The sequence below is a fragment of the Streptomyces sp. NRRL F-2664 genome (assembly GCF_000719345.1).
In the GTDB taxonomy this organism is placed as follows: domain Bacteria; phylum Actinomycetota; class Actinomycetes; order Streptomycetales; family Streptomycetaceae; genus Streptomyces.
The window spans coordinates 274,021-290,061 of sequence record NZ_JOFX01000001.1 but is presented as its reverse complement, the minus strand read 5'-3'; the positions used below and the strand labels follow the sequence as shown (position 1 = coordinate 290,061).

The window sequence follows — 16,041 nt, the reverse complement described above, 5'->3', positions numbered from 1 at the left end:
GATGCGGGGGGGAGGGGTCAGCCGATGCGGTCGGGCCGGCCGCGGAGCGCCGTGGCCCGGACGGTGGCGGCGGCCGCCAGCATCAGGACGGCTCCGCCGAGCGGGGCGGCGGGGGCGGAGATGCCGTCGACCGCAAGGCCCCCGAGCAGCGCCCCGGCCGCTATCGCGAGGTTGAACACGGCCACCATGAGCGCGGAGGCCGCCTCGGCGGCGGCCGGGGCCGCCTTGATCATCCAGCCCTGCACGCTCACCGAGACCCCTCCGTAGGCCAGCCCCCAGCCGAGCAGCAGGGCCGTCCCGGGGACCGGTCCCGGCAGGACCGCGATCAGGGCGAGGACCGGGGCGAGGGCGGCGCTGATCACGAAGAGCGTGCGGTAGGGATCGCGGCTCCCGGCCAGGAAGTTGCCCGCGACGCCCGCGAGGCCGTAGCCGAGCAGGAGGGTGCTGACCCATCCGGCGTCGATGCCGGAGACGTCCTCGAGAATCGGCCGGACGAAGGTGTAGGCGGTGAACTGCGCGGTCACGACGAGGAAGGTGACGACGATGCCGGCCCGGACGGCGGCGTTCGCGCGCAGCAGAAACGGCAGTTGGGGGAAGCTGACGCGCCGGGTCGGCGGCAGCGGGGGCAGCATCAGGACCAGTGCGGCCAGTGTGCCGAGGCCGAGGGCGCCGACGGCGGCGAAGGCGGTGCGCCAGCCTCCGAGTTCGCCGAGCAGCGTTCCGGCGGGCACGCCCAGCACGGACGCCGTGGGGACGCCTGCGAAGAGGAGGGCGGTCGCCCGGCCGACGTGGCGTGGGGGCACCAGTCGGACGGCGAGCCCGCCGGCGACGGCCCAGAAGCCGCCGACGCCGACCCCGACGAGCAGCCGCGCCGCGAGGACGATCGCGAAGTCCGTCGCGACGGCGGCGGCGAGGTTGGCGACGGCCGTCAGGGCGATGAGCACGCACAGGACGACCCGCCGGTCGAGGCGGCCGGCTCCGACGGCGACCAGCGGCGCGCAGAGCGCGGCGACCACGCCGGGGGCGGTGACCATCAGCCCCGCGGTCCCGTCGGAGACCCCGAGGTCGGCGCCGACGGGGGTGAGCAGGCCGACGGGCAGCAGTTCGGAGGTGATGAGGCAGAAGATGCCGAGGGCGACCGCACCCACGGCGGCCCAGCCCTTCCCGGTGGCGGGTGCCTGTGCGGCCGCGCTCACGGCACCGGATCCGGCTTCGGGCTCGACGGGGCCGGCGCCCCCGGCGGGTACGGATTGCTCGGCGGGAGGCGGCGCGGATGCGGGGGCGGCTGCGGGCCCGCCTTCCGGTTCGGGGGACGGCGCGGGACTGCCGGGCGCGGCGGCGGCTGTCATGGATCGGTACTCCGTACGGGTCGATCGGCGGGCAGGGGCAGGTCGGGTCCGCACGGGCGCCGGAGGGTCGCGCCTCCCCCGGCTCCCGTACGTCCGGGCCAATCTCCCACACACCGCTGCCGACGGTTTCGCCGCCCGGTGTCACCCGGACGCGTGAGCCGGGGAGCGGGACGCGCCGGTCCGTGCGGCAAGGTGATCGGATGCAGTTGCGCCGTGCCCTGCCCCTCTCCCTCGTCGCGCTCCTGGCGAGCGCCGGCTGTGTCTCCGTCGGCCCGCGGGATCCGGCTCCGTCTCCGTCTCCGTCTCCGGCGCCCGTACGGGGATCTGTGCCGTCGGCCGACCTCCCCGCGCACGCCGCCCTGCCCCTGAGCGCACTGCCCCCGGCCGCGCCGCCCGGGCCGGCGCCGGACCAGGACCGGAAGGCCGCCGCGGACCCGGACCGGGCGCCCGGCTCCGCGGCCCCCCGGAGGCGGTCGCACGCGAAGCAGGCGGCCCCGCCCCGGCGGACCCGGCAGCCCGGCACGGCGACCGCCCACCCGCGCCGCCGCCCGCCGCCGCCCCGCATGGACGAGCTGTGCGCGGCCGCCGACGGTGTCGTGCCGCCGTCCATCGTGGACCTGTGCGTGCGGCAGTACGGCCGCTGACTCACCCGGCGTGGACGCGGGGGCGGCTGCCGCAGGCCCGGGCACAGCGGCGGGCGGTGTCCCGGCGGACGGTGCGCAGCCGGTGCAGGGTGCTGTGGCCGCGCCGCTGCCACTCGCCGCGCGGCAGCGCGGCGCGCTGGCCGCCGCCCGCGATGAGGGCGTTGACCGGGGTCATCGGGTCGGCGGCCATCGCCTTCGCGATCAGGACGCCGACCACGAGCGGGACCAGGGCCACGGCCAGGGCCGAGCCGGCGCTGGTCACGTGCTGCATGCGCGGGCGGACGGTCGCGCTGCGCGGGGCGTCGTTGTTCATGGCCCCATTCGACCAGCGGCGGCGCTGCGGGGAATCGGGGCGGATACTCAGGCCGTTGGGCGTGAGGTACTCAGACGGGCAGGACAGCGGGCGGTGGTGGGGCGATGACGGACCCGGGGCAGGCCTTCGAACCGGCGACCGGTGACGGTGCCGGCGACACGTCCCCGGGGCGTGACGCCGAGCTGCGCACCGCGTACGAGGGGCTGCTGCAGATCCGCCGACTGGTCAACGGCCCGGCGGGCGCCGCGGTTCCCGCGCCGTGGGAGCTGCGGCAGCCCTCCCGGGCGGTGGCCCTCGTCCTGGAGGCGGCCGGGATCCCGCCGTCGGCGCTGGATGCGGACGGCAGCCGTTCACGCACGGGCTACCGCGTGACCGCCTCCGGCTCGGGGGCGGGACGGGTGGAGGTGGCCTGGGTGGGCCCGCCGAGCGGTGGCGCGGCGGCGGAGGAGCAGGAGCGTCTGAAGGCCTGTGCGGCCGTGCTGGAGGAGCTGGGCTGGGTGTGCCTGCTGTACCGGGGCCCGCGCCGGCGGCGGTTCCTGGAGGTGGAGCCGCCGCACTGACCGACCGCCGCCTGCCGGCACAATCCGGTGGCCGCGCAGCGGGCGGCGAGACTGGAGCGATGGGCATGCTGGACACGCAGGCGGACCGTCTCGGCCGCGGTGAGACCGTGGAGTTCCGACCGGCCGGCAACTCGATGGCACCGCTGATCGCCGGCGGGCAGCGGGTGCGGGTCGCGCCGGCCGCTCCCGCCCTGGTGGAGGTCGGCGACATCGTCCTGGCCCGCGTGGCGGGCACGGTGTACCTGCACCTCGTGTCCGCCGTGGACGCGCCGCGCCGACGGGTGCAGATCAGCAACAACCGCGGTCGGGTCAACGGCTGGACCGGCCACGACCGGGTGCTGGGCATCTGTGTGGCCGGGGACGGCCTGCCCCGGCCCGGGGCGGCCGCGAAGGTGCGCCGGACCCCGCTGCGGCCGCCCGCCCTCGCCACCGCCCGTCTGGACCTGCTTCCGCTGCGGCCGGAGCATGCCGACGAGATGGGCGTCGTCCTCGCCGACCCCGCCCTGTACGCCTTCACCGGCGGCGCGCCGCTGTCGCGCGGCGCGCTGCGCGCCCGTTACGAGCGGCTCGCGGACGGCTCGCCCGACCCGGAAGTGGTGTGGGCCAACTGGGTTCTGCGCCTGCGCGGGCCGGGGAGGCTGGTGGGGACCGTCCAGGCCACGATCACCCCGGCCCGCGGCCTCGCCGAGCTGGCGTGGGTCGTCGGCGTCCCCTGGCAGGGCGACGGTTTCGCGTCCGAGGCCGCCCGCGCCCTCGCGGCCTGGCTGGAGGGGGTGTCTGTCAGCCGCCTGGTCGCGCACGTCCGTCCGGACCATGCCGCGTCGGCGGCGGTGGCGCGGGCCTGCGGGCTGCGGCCGACGGGACGTCTCCGGGACGGCGAGGTCCGCTGGCAGTCCCCCGGCGGCGGGGCCGGCGCGCAGGCGTAACGGTCGGCGGGTGCCTTCCCTGTAGCGGCGGGGCACGGCGCCGTTCGCCGCCCCGGCCTCAGCCGGTGCCGGCGGCTCCGGCCCGGGCGCGAGGGCGCGGACCACACCGGTCCGCGCCCTCCGGCGTCCCGTCGGCCGGCCTCGGGTCACGGCGCGCCGAAGGTGAGCGTCAGCTGCGGCGTGCCCTCGGCGGCCTGGGCCTCGGAGGACCACAGCCACAGGGCGTCCGTGGCGGGACTGGTCAGCGCCAGGCCGAGGCTGCTGCCGAGCGACGCCGCGACGGGTCCCGCGGCCAGCGCGGCGGTGTGCACGGCCGAGCCGTCGGGAATCGGCGGGTAGGAGCCGAGGGCCGGACCGCCGAGGGCGGGGCGGTTGTTGTACGTCGTCCCGCCCTCGCTCCACGAGCCGGTGACGGGGACGACCGAGACGGTGTCCGTGGTACCGGCACCGCTCATCGTGCTCGTTCTCACGCCGAGCGTGGCCGACTTCAGCACCGTGCCCGCCGGCGCGGCCGGCAGGTCGAAGCGCAGGTAGCTCGCGTAGTACGAGCTTCCGCGCACCGCCAGCGAGGACGAGCTGCCGTAGTTGGTGCCGGGGGCGCCCGCGTTGGCGTAGGTGTCCTCCGCGGCGGTGACCCGGACGACCGAGTCGGCCGGGGCGGTGGCGAGGGCGTAGTGGTTCTGCACCTGCGCCGCGCTCAGCACGGTGGGGTAGACGGCGCTCTCGTCGAGCTGTCCCGCCCACATGTCGCTCGTGGGTCGGTCGGGCCAGCCGCCGAGGGCGTCGCCGCCGGCGTGCCAGTAGCCGGAGTAGTTCTCGTGCGAGGTGACGGCCAGGGTGCCCCGTGGGACGCCGTCCACGTAGAGGGTCATGCCGCCGGGGCCCTGGGTCGCGACGACGTGGTGCCACTGGTTGTCGTTGTACGCGCCGGCGGTGGCGATGGTGCGGGTGACGCCGGGATAGGCGCCGAAGACCACCCGGCCGTCATTGGTCATGTAGAGGTGCTTGTCGTACTGGTAGCTGCCGCGGTCCTGGTTGCTTCCGAAGCCGAAGAGCTTGCCGCCGCGGGTGGTGTTCGTCTTGAACCAGGTCTCGATGGTGTAGGCGCTGCCCACGGTCTGCCGCTTGTCGGCGTAGATCCGGGCGTCGGTGCCGTTGAAGCCGATGGCCGTGCCCCCACCGGATACCGCGCCCGGAGTCTGCCGCAGGGCGGGGGCGTTCATGTGGACGCCGTTCTGGTTCCCGCCGGCCGAGGAGTCCGCGACGTAGGGCAGGATCGCGTCGTCGTAGCGCCAGTACAGCTGGGCTCCGTCGGCACGGACCTGGTTCGGGTAGCTCTCCGGCCGGGTCGGCACGGTCACGCTCGCCGTGGCGGACAGGGCGCTGGTGTTGCCGGCCGCGTCGGTGGCCGTCACCCGGTAGGTGTACGACTGGCCCGCCGTGACGGTGGTGTCGGTCCAGGAGGCCTGGGGGCGCTTGAAGAACAGCGAGTCCGCCGCGACCGTGGCGATCGGAACGGCCGCGCCGTTGCGGTAGATGCGATAGGTCAACGCGCTGTCGTCGAGGTCGAGGCTGGTGCGCCAGCGCACGTGGACCTCGCCGGGCTTGAAGCTGACGGCGCTCGCCACGGGTACGGTGGGCGCCCCGGTGTCCCCGGTGGAGGCGAAGCGCGTCAGGCTCTGCTGCGCCGCGCCGTTGACGGTGGTGAACTCGCCGCCGACCCACAGGTACTGCACCCCGCCCTTGGAGCCGACCGCCATCACGCGCGGCCCGATCCCCTCGCCGATGCCGTCGTTGGTGTCGGGGGCCCAGCCGAGCTTGCCGGTGCCGGTGGTGGGCTGGGCGAGCAGGTGGTAGCGCCGGCCGTCGGGGAACTCCCCCATGGCGGCGCAGTCGTGTGCGTGGGAGGCGCTGTAGAGGACGTTCTGGTACGGCAGTACGGCCTGTGTGGCGCCCAGGCAGGTGTCGCGCCAGCGCTGGCCGAAGCCGGGGAGGTCGAGTGCGATCCGGCCGTCGAAGACGCCGCCGCCGGTGCCCTCGTTGGCGGTGTAGAAGCCGGTCGCGTCGGTGGCGATGTCCTTGACGACGGAGTTGGTCTCGATGAAGCCGGGGTAGGGCTTGGTGAGCGCTCCGCTGACCGCGTCGACGACCGCCAGGGCGTGGGTGTCGGTCCCGTTCACGGTGAAGAAGTCCCCGCCGAGGACCACGTTCCGTCCGTCGGGGGTGACCTCGACGGCGCGTCCGGGTTCGTCGGCGTCGGCGGTGAAGGGCTTCAGCGCCCCGTCGGCGGCGCCGACGGCGGCGAACCGCTGGCGCGGCTGGCCCGCAACGGTGAGGAAGTCGCCGCCCGCGTAGACCGTGTCGGCGGTGACGGCGAGAGCGCGGACGGTGGCTGCGAAGGCCGGCCGGAAGCCGGTCTTCACCGTGCAGCTCGCCACGTCGACGGCGGCGAGGCTGGAGACCGCAGTGCCGTTGACCGCGCCGAAGTACCCGCCGGCGTACAAGGTCTTCTTGTCGGGTGAGAGGGCGAGCGCCCGGACCGTGGCGGTGCCGGACGCGATCGTGAAGGACAGTTTGCAGGAGGTCGGCGCGCCCGTGGCGGCGTCCAGCGCCACGAAGTTCACGGCCTGCTGCTCACTGCCGGCGCCGCCCGCCGGCGGGCGCACGGTGGAGAAGGTACCGCCGGCGAAGACCTGTCCGCCGGCCTCGGCGAGGGCCCATACGACGCCGTTGGGCTGCCAGGTGGACAGTGCGTCGGCGGTGAACGCGACGGGCGGGGTGAGTGCCGCCGCCTGCGGAGCGAGGGCGACGCCCAGCCCTGCTCCGGTTCCGGTCAGGGCCAGGGCGAGTGAGACCGCCAGCCCGCGGGATCTGCGCATGAACCCCCCAGTTCGGTGTGCGGTGCGACCGTGGGGCACGGTCGGCGGGTCATGGCCGGAAACCGCCGTACATACGTCCACGACCATGCTTACGGCGCACCCTAGAGCGAATCGGCGGTCGGTTCACCCCTCTTGACGCATTGGATGCCGAACGGCACGGGGCCTGGCCCGGACGTGGATGCGCTCGCCCTGGCGGCCGAAAAGGGAGAGGATCTCCACCGGGCGCCCGTCGGCGCTGGTGAACCAGTGGGGCAGCCGGGTGTCGAACTCGGCCGCCTCCCCCGGCCCGAGCACCAGGTCGTGCTCGGCGAGGACGAGACGCAGCCGGCCGTCCAGCACGTACAGCCACTCGTAGCCCTCGTGCGTGCGCGGGTCCGGCTCGGCGCCCCGGTCCGGGATCAGCATTTTGAAGGCCTGGAGCGGGCCGGGGCCGCGGGTCAGCGGTACGGCCGTGCCGCCGTTGGGCAGGGTGCGCGGTTTCAGCCGCACCCGGGGGTCGCCGACCTCGGGTGCCCCGACCAGGTCGTCCAGGGGCACGCGGTAGGCCGCGGCGAGCGGCAGCAGCAGTTCCAGGCTGGGGCGGCGCTGTCCGGACTCCAGCCGGGACAGGGTGCTCCGGGAGATACCGGTCGCCTCCGACAGCGCGGCGAGGGTGAGGCCGCTGTCGGCGCGCAGGCGGCGCAGCCGCGGAGCCACCTGGTCGAGGACCGCCTGGTGGGAAGGGGGTGTGTCCATGCCGCCATTCCACTGCGCCGTCCCGGAATCGGCAACAATGTTTGCCACCGGGTCGGAGTCGGCCGGACCCTCCCCCCATGACCACTCCCGAAGCCCCGGGCCCCGGCGCGACCACGGTCCGCCCGGCCCCGGACGACGTCCGGCCGGCCGGCGGCCGCCCGGCCCTCGCCGGCCTGTCCCTGTCCATGCTGCTGTCCGCACTGGGGACCGGCATCGCGCCCGCCGCCCTGCCGACCCTGGCGGACGCCTTCTCGGCCTCCTTCGGGTCGGTCCAGTGGGTCGTCCTCGCCCATCTCCTCACCGTCACGGCGCTGGTGGTCGGGGCGGGCCGCCTCGGTGACCTCTTCGGGCGGCGCAGGCTGCTCCTGGCCGGCCTCTGCCTGTTCACCGTCGCCTCGGCCCTGTGCGCGGCCGCGCCGACGCTGTGGCTGCTCGTCGGCGCCCGGGCGGTGCAGGGCGTCGGGGCGGCCTTGATGATGGCCCTCACCATGGCGTTCGTCGGTGAGGCGGTGCCGAAGGACCGGACAGGCCGTGCCATGGGGCTGCTCGGGACCATGTCCGCCGTCGGAACGGCCCTCGGACCGTCGTTGGGCGGCGGCCTGATCGCCGCGTTCGGCTGGCGGGCGGTCTTCGTGGCGCCCGTCCCGCTGGGCGTCGCCGCGCTGGTGCTCGTCCGCCGGCACCTGCCCGCGGACGGGGAGGCCGCCGGGGCCCGCCGGGGCCGGTTCGACGGAGCCGGCACACTGCTGCTGTCCCTGGCGTTGGCCGCCTACGCCCTCGCGATGACCTTCGGCCGCGGCGGTTTCGGCCCCTTCCACGCTGCGCTGCTCGCGGCCGCCGCCCTCGGCGCCGGTCTCTTCGTACGGTCTCAGGCGCGCGCGGCGTCGCCGCTGGTCCCCCGGGCGCTGCTGCGCGCCCCCGGGCTGCGGGCGGGCCTCGCCACGAGCGCGCTCGTCTCCACGGTGATGATGACGACCCTGGTGGTCGGCCCCTTCCAGCTCTCCCGCGCGTACGGGCTCGACCCGGCCCTCACGGGGCTCGTGTTGTCGGTCGGTCCGCTGGTGGCCGCCGTGACCGGGGTGCCCGCCGGACGGCTCGCCGACCGCTTCGGCGCGGGCCGCACGACGGTCTTCGGGCTCGCGGCGATGGCGGGCGGCGCCCTCGCCCTGTCGGTGGTGCCGTCGGCGGCGGGCCCCGTCGGCTACGTCGCCCCGCTCGCCGTACTGACCGCCGGGTACGCGGTGTTCCAGACGGCGAACAACACCGCCGTGATGGCGGACGTGCCCCCGGACCGGCGCGGAGTCGTCTCCGGCGCCCTGGGGCTGGCCCGCAACCTCGGGCTGGTGACGGGCGCGTCCGTCATGGGGGCGGTGTTCGCACGCGCAGCGGCCGCCGGCGACGTGGCGGCGGCGTCCCCCGCGGCGGTGGCCGCCGGCACCCGGACCGCTTTCGCAGTGGCGGCGGCGCTGGTCGTGCTCGCGCTCGCCGTGGCCGTGCGGGGCCGCGCCGGATCCGGCGCGGCGCGCGGGACGGGACCTACCCCGCCTCGGGACCGGGCAGCGGCCGGCAGAGGAGGGCGGCCGGGGACGGACGAGAAGCGACCCGCGTCGTGAAGGCGATGCCCGCCGCGTACTCCGCGGGCCCGCACTGGCCCTTGCGGTGCCCGGCGGCGAAGTCGCCGCCGGGGCCGCCGGCCGGGCGGTTGTCACCGCGGTCGAACCACAGGGTCCGGCCGCCCGCCGGGAGGGCCGTACGGGCCGGGGCGCACAGGGCGGCCGAGACCCGCTCGCCGCGGACGCTGTGGCCGATCAGGAACTGGCCGGCCGGACACTGGAACTTGGTGTACCCGGTGGCCCAGTCACCGCCGGCGGGGACGTGGCGCTCGTCGCGGACCACCGTGTGCGCGCCGGTCGCGGCGCGCAGGCCGGAGCTGGTGCACAGGCTGCGGCCGCCGGTGTGGGCGAGGCCGGTGAGGCGGGCGCCGTCGGGACAGACGGCCTTGCGGGCCCCGCTGTCCCAGTCGCCGGCCGCGCGGGTGAGCAGCGAGGCGTTGTGGTCGCGGTGGTCGGTCGTCAGCTGGTGCCAGGCGGTGGTGGCGGGGACGGTGCCGGTGCGGCCGGGGGCGGCGAGCAGCCCGGACCAGCGTGCGGTGCGCCAGTCCCCGGGGTCCAGGACGCCGGAGCGGTGGCCGGCCGCGTCGTAGCGGAGCAGTGCCCAGCTGTCGCCGCCGGGGGTGCCCTGCGCGGTGGTGCTCCAGCCCACGAGGGGCCAGTAGGCGAAGTCGGCGTCGCTGCTGGTCAGCCGTCCGGTGAGGCGGTCGAACCAGGTGCGCGGAGCCGCGCCGGCCTCGTCGGCACCGATGCCGAACTCGCTGATCCAGACGGGGGCGGAGAAGTGTGCCCCGGTTTCGGCGGAGACGAAGAAGGCCTGGTCGTAGAGGGTCTGTTCCAGTTCCGCCGCGGTCATGTCCTGGTACCGGGCGTCGTGCGTCTCGCCGATGCCGGTGGCTCCGCTGTGCCGCGGGCCGGTGTACCCGTAGAAGTGGGCCGAGTAGACGAGCTTGTTGGACACGGCCAGGGTGTGCGAGAGGGTCCGTACGGGGGTCAGGGTGGGCCGGCCGTGCGGGAGGCCGTCGACGGGCAGTCCGAACCAGTTGATGCCCTCGACCACGATGAGCAGGTCCGGGTCGGCCTCGGTGAGGATGCGGTCGGCCGCCTCCTGGGCGGCCGCGTGCCAGTCGTGGTGGTCGCCGAGGCCCCAGTTGGGGTCGTCCCAGAGGTCACGGCGGACCTCATTGTAGAGGTCGGCGCCGACCACGCGCGGGTTGTCGCGGTAGCGGCGGGTGAGGAAGACCCAGTCGTCGGCCCACTGGGCCGTCGAACGGCCGCTGTTCCAGCGCTCGTTGCCGTCGAGGCCGCAGCACCAGCGGGTGGTGACGGTGTGGTTGTTGAGGATGACGGCGAAACCGGCGTCGGTGAGGGCCGCGACCACGGCGTCGTAGACCTGGAGGGGGGTGCGGCCGCGCAGCGACGGGTTGGCGGCGACGGCCGCGTCGGGGACCGGGGTGGCGGTACGCAGCATCTCGTTGGAGAAAGGCAGCCGGATGCTGTTGAGGCCGAGGGCGCGGAAATCGGCGAGCAGGGCGGGGATGGGGACCCGGTCCAGACCGAGCGGGATGCCGTGGGCGTTCTGGCCGCTGTGGTGACTGCCGGGGTCGTTGCGGTCGCCGGTGCCGTTCCAGGAGCCCTGGGCCCCGTCCCAGTTGCCGGAGCGCAGGCGGAAACGGTTGCCGTTCGCGTCGACGATGTACCGGCCGCGTGTGGAGAGCGGTGGGGTCCAGGCCTCGGCGGCGGCAGCGGGCATCCGGGCCGCCGGGGCCGCTTCCGCCGTCCGAGCTGCCGGTGCGGCCTGGGCGGGCGCGGCGGCGCCGGCCGTCAGCAGGAGGGCGCACAGGGCGGCGCGTAACAGGCTTCTCATCATGCTCCCGCCGGGATCCGGCCGCCCTGTCGCCGGGCGGTTGCCGCGGGTCAAGCTACCGGCGGGTCGTCGCCGGCGGAAGTCGAACGCGCGCACGCTTTCGGCGGCCCTCCGCCCCGGTCGCGCCCGGCCGGACCCGCCGCGATCCGGCCGCCTTCCGCGCTCCGGCAGGGGCACCCTGCGGAAAGCGCCCCGCGCCGGGCCGCGCCCCTCTACGGTGCCTGTGAACGGGGGCCGGCGGCGGAGGGCGGGGCGGATGAACGAGGAAGAGGACTTGCGGCTGGCGGGGTTGACGCCGGAGATCTCCCGCCGCACCCTCGTCATGCTGCGCGGCCTGGCAGGCCTGGAACCCCCCGAGCAGGTACCGGAGGAGGCGATGGTCGTGGCCGACGCGGTCCTGGCCGAGCACGGCACCGACGGCCTCCGGGTGCTGGTGATGACCCTGGCGGCCTGGGCCACCGCCCAGATCGAGAACGTCGCCGAACTGAGCGGACGCAGCCACGAGGCGGTCCTGGACGCCATGGAACTCGCCTGCCTGGAGGCGAACGCCGAAGAGTAGGCGGCCGTGGCGGCGGGGAAGAAAGGGGCGCCGCGGGCCGATCCGGATCGGTCGGCGTCGGCGACACTGGGATCAGCAGGAGCGTCGCGGGGGGTCGATCGGAGGCCGTCGTGAGCACACCTTCCCCCATCCGAATCGCCGCCGTGCTGTCCACGGAGCACCGTGGACGGCTGATGGCGCAGGCCCATGAGGTCAATTTCCCGGAGAACGCGCGGATCTTCGACGAGGGGCGCCGTGCGGAGTCCTTCTGGATCGTGCGCTCCGGCACGGTGACCTTGGAGGTCCCGGTGGCGGGCCGCCGGCCCGCGCAGGTGGAGAACCTCGGCCCCGGCGAGCTGGTCGGCTGGTCCTGGCTGTTCCCGCCGTACGTGTGGCAGCTCGGCGCGCAGGCGATGACGCCGGTGCGCGCGTACGAGTTCGACGCGGCGGCCGTGCGGATGCTGATGGACGCCGACCCGGCCTTCGGATCGGCGGTCGGGCACTGGGTGGGCCGGGTGCTCGCCATGCGGCTCCAGCAGACGCGCACCCGTCTGCTGGACCTCTACGCCCCCCGCCTGGGCGCGGCCGGGTAGGGCCGGCAGCGGGGCCCCTTCGCGTGTTTCGGGGAGGTTTCCCATCGGTGTTCGGCCGATTCGGGCGTCTCCTCCCGCACAGGTCACACCCCTGGCGCGGCTGCGGACTGCACTCATCCGCGCACGATCAGTGACGAGAAATGGGGGTGCGAACGGGCGTTCGTGGTGCGTGTCCGCAAGACTCTGTCCGCTATCCGAAACACCAACCCAAGGGAGTGTTCGCAATGCGGTCCATCGCAAGGGGTCTCGGACTCGGTTCCGCCGCCATGGCGCTCACCGCGCTCACCGCGCTGGCGTGGCCCGGCACGGCCGGCGCCGCGCCGGCCGGTGCCCGGAGTCTGTACGCGCCGTCCGCGCTGGTGCTCAGCGTGACGGCCGGCCCGGACACCGAGACCGGCACGGTGCTGCGGGCGGTGACGCTCGTCTGCGCCCCCAAGCCCGGCGGGACGCACCCGAACCCGGCCACCGCATGCCGTGAGTTACGTGCGGCCGACGCGCAGCTCGACCCGCTGGCGGCGCCCGCCGCCGACGCCGTGTGCACCCGGGAGTGGAACCCGATGACGGTCACGGCCGACGGGGTCTGGCAGGGCCGTCGACTCAGCTACTCGTACACCTTCGCCAACCCGTGCGGCCTGCGGAACACCACCAGCGCCCTCTTCACCTTCTGATCCGCGCGACCGCGACCGGCCGGGCGGCGCCGTGCGACCGCCGCCCGGCCCTCGCGCCCCGGCACTTCAGCCCAGTTCCAGGCTGGTCACGCCGAACAACTCGGCCGCCGGGAAGTCGGGGACCGGGCCGGTGTACATCCGGGCCGTCTCGAAGGTCGGGACGAGGCCCAGACCCTTGCACAGCGCCGTCGCCTGCCCGTTGGCGTCAGGCACGTCCACGGAGACCAGCCCGCCGGGCGCGTGCCCCGAGAGGCTCCGCAGCAGAGCAGCCGCCACCGCGGGCGTCGCCGCGTACAGGGGGCCGATCCGATGGGCGGCGCTGCACGGCCGGATCAGACCGAGGCCCTCGATGCGTCCGTCGCGGACGGCGGCCAGGGCGGTCCGCCCCGGCAGAGAGGTCCAGGCGGACAGGAAGGCGTCCCGCGGCGCGGGGAAGAACCGCCTGTCGTAGGCGGCGAGCAGTTCGAAGGCAAGCGTGGCGGCGTCCACGATCTCGACACCGCCGCCCTCGTCCGGGCCGGTGCCGCCCAGCGGCACGCCTTCGACGCGGATGTTGTTCCAGGCGGAGCGGAAACCGGACGTGCGGTAGTTGTCCTGCTGCTCGACGACCCCGTCCAGCCCGACGAGCCGCCCGTCGAGGCGTTCCATTCCTGCGCGCCAGAGCCGCATGCCGTAGCCGCGGCCCCGGAAGGCGGGGCGGACGATGTAGAAGCCGATGAAGCCGAAACCGGCTCCGTAGCGGACGGCGGAGATGCAACCCACCGGCTCCCCGTCCAGCCGGCCGACGAGGAAGCCGCCGGGGTCGGCCACGGCGAAGGCGAACCGGTCCGAGTCCCCCGGGTTCCAGCCTTCCTCGTCGGCCCAGCCGCGCAGCATCTCCATGTCGGCGGCGCTCGCCCCGGTGATCCGAAATCCCGTCATGCCGGTGTTGTACCAGATGCCGGCGGCGCGGGCAGGGGTGCCGGACCGGCCGTCAGCATTCGGACGAGGGCGTCGGGATCGGCACCTGCGCCGAGGTCGCTGACCTGGCCGTCACCGACCTCGACGACGCGCCAGACGCCGTCCTCGCGCAGGGCGAGGTCGGTGGTCACGAAGGGGCACCCGAGCGCTGCGACGGCCGCACGGACCGCTCCGAGGGCGGGCGGGGTCACGACCTCGGCGACCGGACTGTCGGGGTGGGCGGTGATCAGCCGGGGCATGGCGTCGCGCCACCACACCCGCACCTCGCCCGCGCCCGGAGTGCCCGCGGGCGTCAGGGGTGCGACGAACTCCTCGAAGGCCCTCAGGACCACACCGCCCGTCAGGAACTTCTCCTGGAGTGCGACGAACCGGCCGACCACCCGCTGCAGGGCCTCCGTGTCACCGAGGTCGGGCAGGTAACAGGCCTCGTCCCACTCGTGTTTGCGGGACTTGACGTAGTCCTTCACGACGGCGGCGCCGGGCGGCAGGGCGGCGGCCAGGGTCGCGAGCCGCCGCGCATCCGGCATCCGCCCCGGATCCGTGGGCAGCCAGACACTGGCGGGGGTGAGCCCGGCGAAGGTCTCGTACCAGCCGGGGAGTTCGTGTGCCCTGCGGTACTCCTGCCCGGTGACGGCGAGCCGGCCGCCGCGCCGCCGCAGGGCGGCGTCCAGCGCGTCGTAACGGTCCGCGGGAACCATCCAGCCCCGGTACCAGAGCGCACCCGCGCCCTCGGGCACCTGGGCCAGGGCCCGCTCGGCGTCCCCGGCGAGCAGCGCGTCGTGGTCCAGGAGCAGGACCCTGCCGCCGGCCGCGCGCACCTGCCGCGCCTCCGCCGCGAAGTGGGCGTCGGCGCGGCGCTGGTCGAGCGGGTCGCAGCAGTACAGGACGGTGATCGGGCAGGCGTTTGCGGTCGTCGCGGGCATGGGCCCACCCTAGAGGGCGCCTCGTCGACCGGGCCGGAACGGGGCTGCGGACCCGGCGTGATCGGCAAGGCACCTCCTGGGGGCGCGACGGGACCGACGGCCGGTCAGCCCGCGCAGATCACGTCCTCGACCCGGAGCGGTCTGGTGTCGAGCCGTACGTACACGGTGAAGGTGTCGGTCCGGTCCGCCGCCCAGTGGGTGGTCACGGTCGCCCAGCCGACCCCGGCCGCCTGGGCGACCGTGACCGGGCCGATGCCGATGTCCTGCGGTCGGTCCTGCGCGCAGAGCAGGACGTCGGACAGCGTATTCGTCTGTCTCTCCAGGAGCACCTGCGAGACGTGGTGCCGGCGGGCGTGGGCGGACGGTCCGTGCTTGCCGTAGAAGCGGACGAGGAAGCGGCTGATCTGGTCCGCCGTGTGCCCGGCGGGGGCGGCCGCGGGTGCGACGGCCGCGGGTGCCGCGACGGCGGGGACGGGCGGCACGAGCGGCAGCGCCAGCGAGGTCAGCAGCAGGGCACCGAGACTGTAGGGCTTCAGCATCATGTCCGGTCTGTACCCGCCGGCCCGGTCCACGGGGAACGCCCGGCCCGGATCTCACTCCTGTGGGGGGTCGGGATTCACCGCAGAAACGGCCCTGCCTCCCCCGTGCGGTCGGCGCGCGGTAATGGGGTCGCGGGCGGGCGGCGGCCGTACATAGGGTCGGAGCCATGGGGAAGCCACTCGTCGCAGTGTTCAGCGGGGCCGGAATGTCCACCGACTCCGGGATTCCGGACTACCGGGGGCCGCAGGGTCTCTGGCGTCGTGAGCCGGACGCCGAGAAGCTCGTGACCTACGAGTACTACATGGCGGATCCGGAGATCCGGCGGCGTTCCTGGCAGATGCGGGCCGAGATCGGCGCGCTCGGGGCCCGGCCGAACGCCGCGCACGTCGCCGTGGCGGAGCTGGAGCGCGGCGGCACCCCGGTGCGGGTCATCACCCAGAACGTGGACGGGTTGCACCAGCTCGCCGGAATGCCGGCGCGGAAGGTGTTCGAGCTGCACGGCACGGCCCGGTCGGTGGTGTGCACGGCCTGTCACGCCCGGTCCGGGATGGACGAGGCGCTGGCCCGGGTCGCCGCCGGGGACCCCGATCCCGCCTGCACGGCGTGCGGCGGGATCCTCAAGCCGGCGACGGTGATGTTCGGCCAGCGCCTCGACCCGGTGGTCCTGGGCCACGCGATGGCCGTGGCCAAGGGGTGCCAGGTGTTCGTGGCCGTGGGCTCGACGCTGCAGGTGCAGCCGGCCGCCTCGCTGGCGGGCATGGCCGCGGAGGCCGGTGCCCGCCTGATCATCGTGAACGCGGAGGAGACCCCGTACGACTCCCTCGCCGACGAGGTCGTCCGCGAGCCGATCGGCACGGCCCTCCCGCCCCTCCTCCACAGGATCGCCGCGGAGGGCGGGACCTGAGGCTCCAGGGGGTGTTGCGAAGGCCCGCACGG

16 protein-coding genes are annotated in these 16,041 nt (G+C 75.1%); 8 read left to right on the top strand and 8 right to left on the bottom strand.

The window, feature by feature from the left end:
- Window positions 1-17: 17 nt before the first annotated feature.
- The gene (locus tag IF89_RS0101295; RefSeq protein ID WP_078628020.1) at window positions 18-1,349 is read right to left on the bottom strand and encodes an MFS transporter; all 1,332 of its coding nucleotides are present in this window, start codon (window positions 1,347-1,349) and stop codon (window positions 18-20) included.
- A 200-nt stretch (window positions 1,350-1,549) separates the two neighbouring features.
- Between IF89_RS0101295 and IF89_RS0101290 the strand changes: the two genes are divergently transcribed.
- Window positions 1,550-1,993 carry a hypothetical protein gene (locus IF89_RS0101290; protein WP_158717774.1) on the top strand — a complete coding sequence of 148 codons (444 nt, stop codon included), beginning with the start codon at window positions 1,550-1,552 and terminating at the stop codon, window positions 1,991-1,993.
- Between the two features lies 1 nt (window position 1,994).
- On the opposite strand, the gene IF89_RS37525 is transcribed toward IF89_RS0101290, so the two are convergent.
- Window positions 1,995-2,306, bottom strand: a complete 312-nt coding sequence (locus IF89_RS37525; RefSeq protein ID WP_043192524.1) for a hypothetical protein — start codon at window positions 2,304-2,306, stop codon at window positions 1,995-1,997.
- 104 nt (window positions 2,307-2,410) lie between these two features.
- Here IF89_RS37525 and IF89_RS0101280 point away from each other — a divergent pair, with 104 nt between their 5' ends.
- Together IF89_RS0101280 and IF89_RS49570 are read left to right on the top strand one after the other, a co-directional pair.
- Window positions 2,411-2,866 (top strand): hypothetical protein, encoded by a 456-nt coding sequence (locus IF89_RS0101280; RefSeq protein WP_030759713.1) that lies wholly within the window; start codon window positions 2,411-2,413, stop codon window positions 2,864-2,866.
- A 65-nt stretch (window positions 2,867-2,931) separates the two neighbouring features.
- Window positions 2,932-3,792: a GNAT family N-acetyltransferase gene (locus IF89_RS49570; RefSeq protein WP_420706850.1), complete on the top strand. Its 861-nt coding sequence runs from the start codon at window positions 2,932-2,934 to the stop codon at window positions 3,790-3,792.
- 146 nt (window positions 3,793-3,938) lie between these two features.
- Here IF89_RS49570 and IF89_RS0101270 read toward each other — a convergent pair whose 3' ends face one another.
- Together IF89_RS0101270 and IF89_RS0101265 are read right to left on the bottom strand one after the other, a co-directional pair.
- Window positions 3,939-6,671, bottom strand: coding sequence for a DNRLRE domain-containing protein (locus IF89_RS0101270; RefSeq protein ID WP_051806683.1), 2,733 nt, complete (start codon window positions 6,669-6,671; stop codon window positions 3,939-3,941).
- Window positions 6,672-6,794: 123 nt separating this feature from the next.
- A complete protein-coding gene (locus IF89_RS0101265; RefSeq protein ID WP_030759704.1) occupies window positions 6,795-7,406 on the bottom strand; it encodes a helix-turn-helix domain-containing protein in 612 nt (203 codons plus the stop codon).
- A 77-nt stretch (window positions 7,407-7,483) separates the two neighbouring features.
- Here IF89_RS0101265 and IF89_RS0101260 point away from each other — a divergent pair, with 77 nt between their 5' ends.
- Window positions 7,484-9,019, top strand: coding sequence for an MFS transporter (locus tag IF89_RS0101260; protein WP_199820449.1), 1,536 nt, complete (start codon window positions 7,484-7,486; stop codon window positions 9,017-9,019).
- Here IF89_RS0101260 and IF89_RS0101255 read toward each other — a convergent pair.
- The gene (locus IF89_RS0101255; RefSeq protein WP_051806682.1) at window positions 8,943-10,886 is read right to left on the bottom strand and encodes a cellulase family glycosylhydrolase; all 1,944 of its coding nucleotides are present in this window, start codon (window positions 10,884-10,886) and stop codon (window positions 8,943-8,945) included. The two genes, IF89_RS0101260 and IF89_RS0101255, sit on opposite strands and share 77 nt — an antisense overlap.
- A 253-nt stretch (window positions 10,887-11,139) precedes the next feature.
- On the opposite strand from IF89_RS0101255, the gene IF89_RS0101250 reads away from it, so the two are divergent.
- The 3 genes from IF89_RS0101250 to IF89_RS0101240 all read left to right on the top strand — a co-directional run bounded on the left by IF89_RS0101250 (window position 11,140) and on the right by IF89_RS0101240 (window position 12,682).
- On the top strand, window positions 11,140-11,442 hold the full coding sequence (locus IF89_RS0101250; RefSeq protein ID WP_030759695.1) for a hypothetical protein: 303 nt from the start codon (window positions 11,140-11,142) through the stop codon (window positions 11,440-11,442).
- Window positions 11,443-11,552: 110 nt separating this feature from the next.
- Entirely contained in the window at window positions 11,553-12,014 is a 462-nt protein-coding gene (locus tag IF89_RS0101245) for a Crp/Fnr family transcriptional regulator (protein WP_030759692.1), read from the top strand.
- A 224-nt stretch (window positions 12,015-12,238) separates the two neighbouring features.
- On the top strand, window positions 12,239-12,682 hold the full coding sequence (locus IF89_RS0101240; protein ID WP_030759689.1) for a subtilase-type protease inhibitor: 444 nt from the start codon (window positions 12,239-12,241) through the stop codon (window positions 12,680-12,682).
- Between the two features lie 66 nt (window positions 12,683-12,748).
- On the opposite strand, the gene IF89_RS0101235 is transcribed toward IF89_RS0101240, so the two are convergent.
- The 3 genes from IF89_RS0101235 to IF89_RS0101225 all read right to left on the bottom strand — a co-directional run bounded on the left by IF89_RS0101235 (window position 12,749) and on the right by IF89_RS0101225 (window position 15,107).
- Window positions 12,749-13,603, bottom strand: a complete 855-nt coding sequence (locus tag IF89_RS0101235; RefSeq protein ID WP_030759687.1) for a GNAT family N-acetyltransferase — start codon at window positions 13,601-13,603, stop codon at window positions 12,749-12,751.
- Window positions 13,600-14,565: an ATP-grasp domain-containing protein gene (locus IF89_RS0101230; RefSeq protein ID WP_051806680.1), complete on the bottom strand. Its 966-nt coding sequence runs from the start codon at window positions 14,563-14,565 to the stop codon at window positions 13,600-13,602. Before IF89_RS0101230 ends, IF89_RS0101235 begins: the two co-directional genes overlap by 4 nt.
- A gap of 104 nt (window positions 14,566-14,669) precedes the next feature.
- Window positions 14,670-15,107: a hypothetical protein gene (locus IF89_RS0101225; protein ID WP_234327616.1), complete on the bottom strand. Its 438-nt coding sequence runs from the start codon at window positions 15,105-15,107 to the stop codon at window positions 14,670-14,672.
- Between the two features lie 164 nt (window positions 15,108-15,271).
- Here IF89_RS0101225 and IF89_RS0101220 point away from each other — a divergent pair, with 164 nt between their 5' ends.
- A complete protein-coding gene (locus IF89_RS0101220) occupies window positions 15,272-16,009 on the top strand; it encodes an SIR2 family NAD-dependent protein deacylase (RefSeq protein ID WP_030759678.1) in 738 nt (245 codons plus the stop codon).
- Window positions 16,010-16,041: the final 32 nt, after the last annotated feature.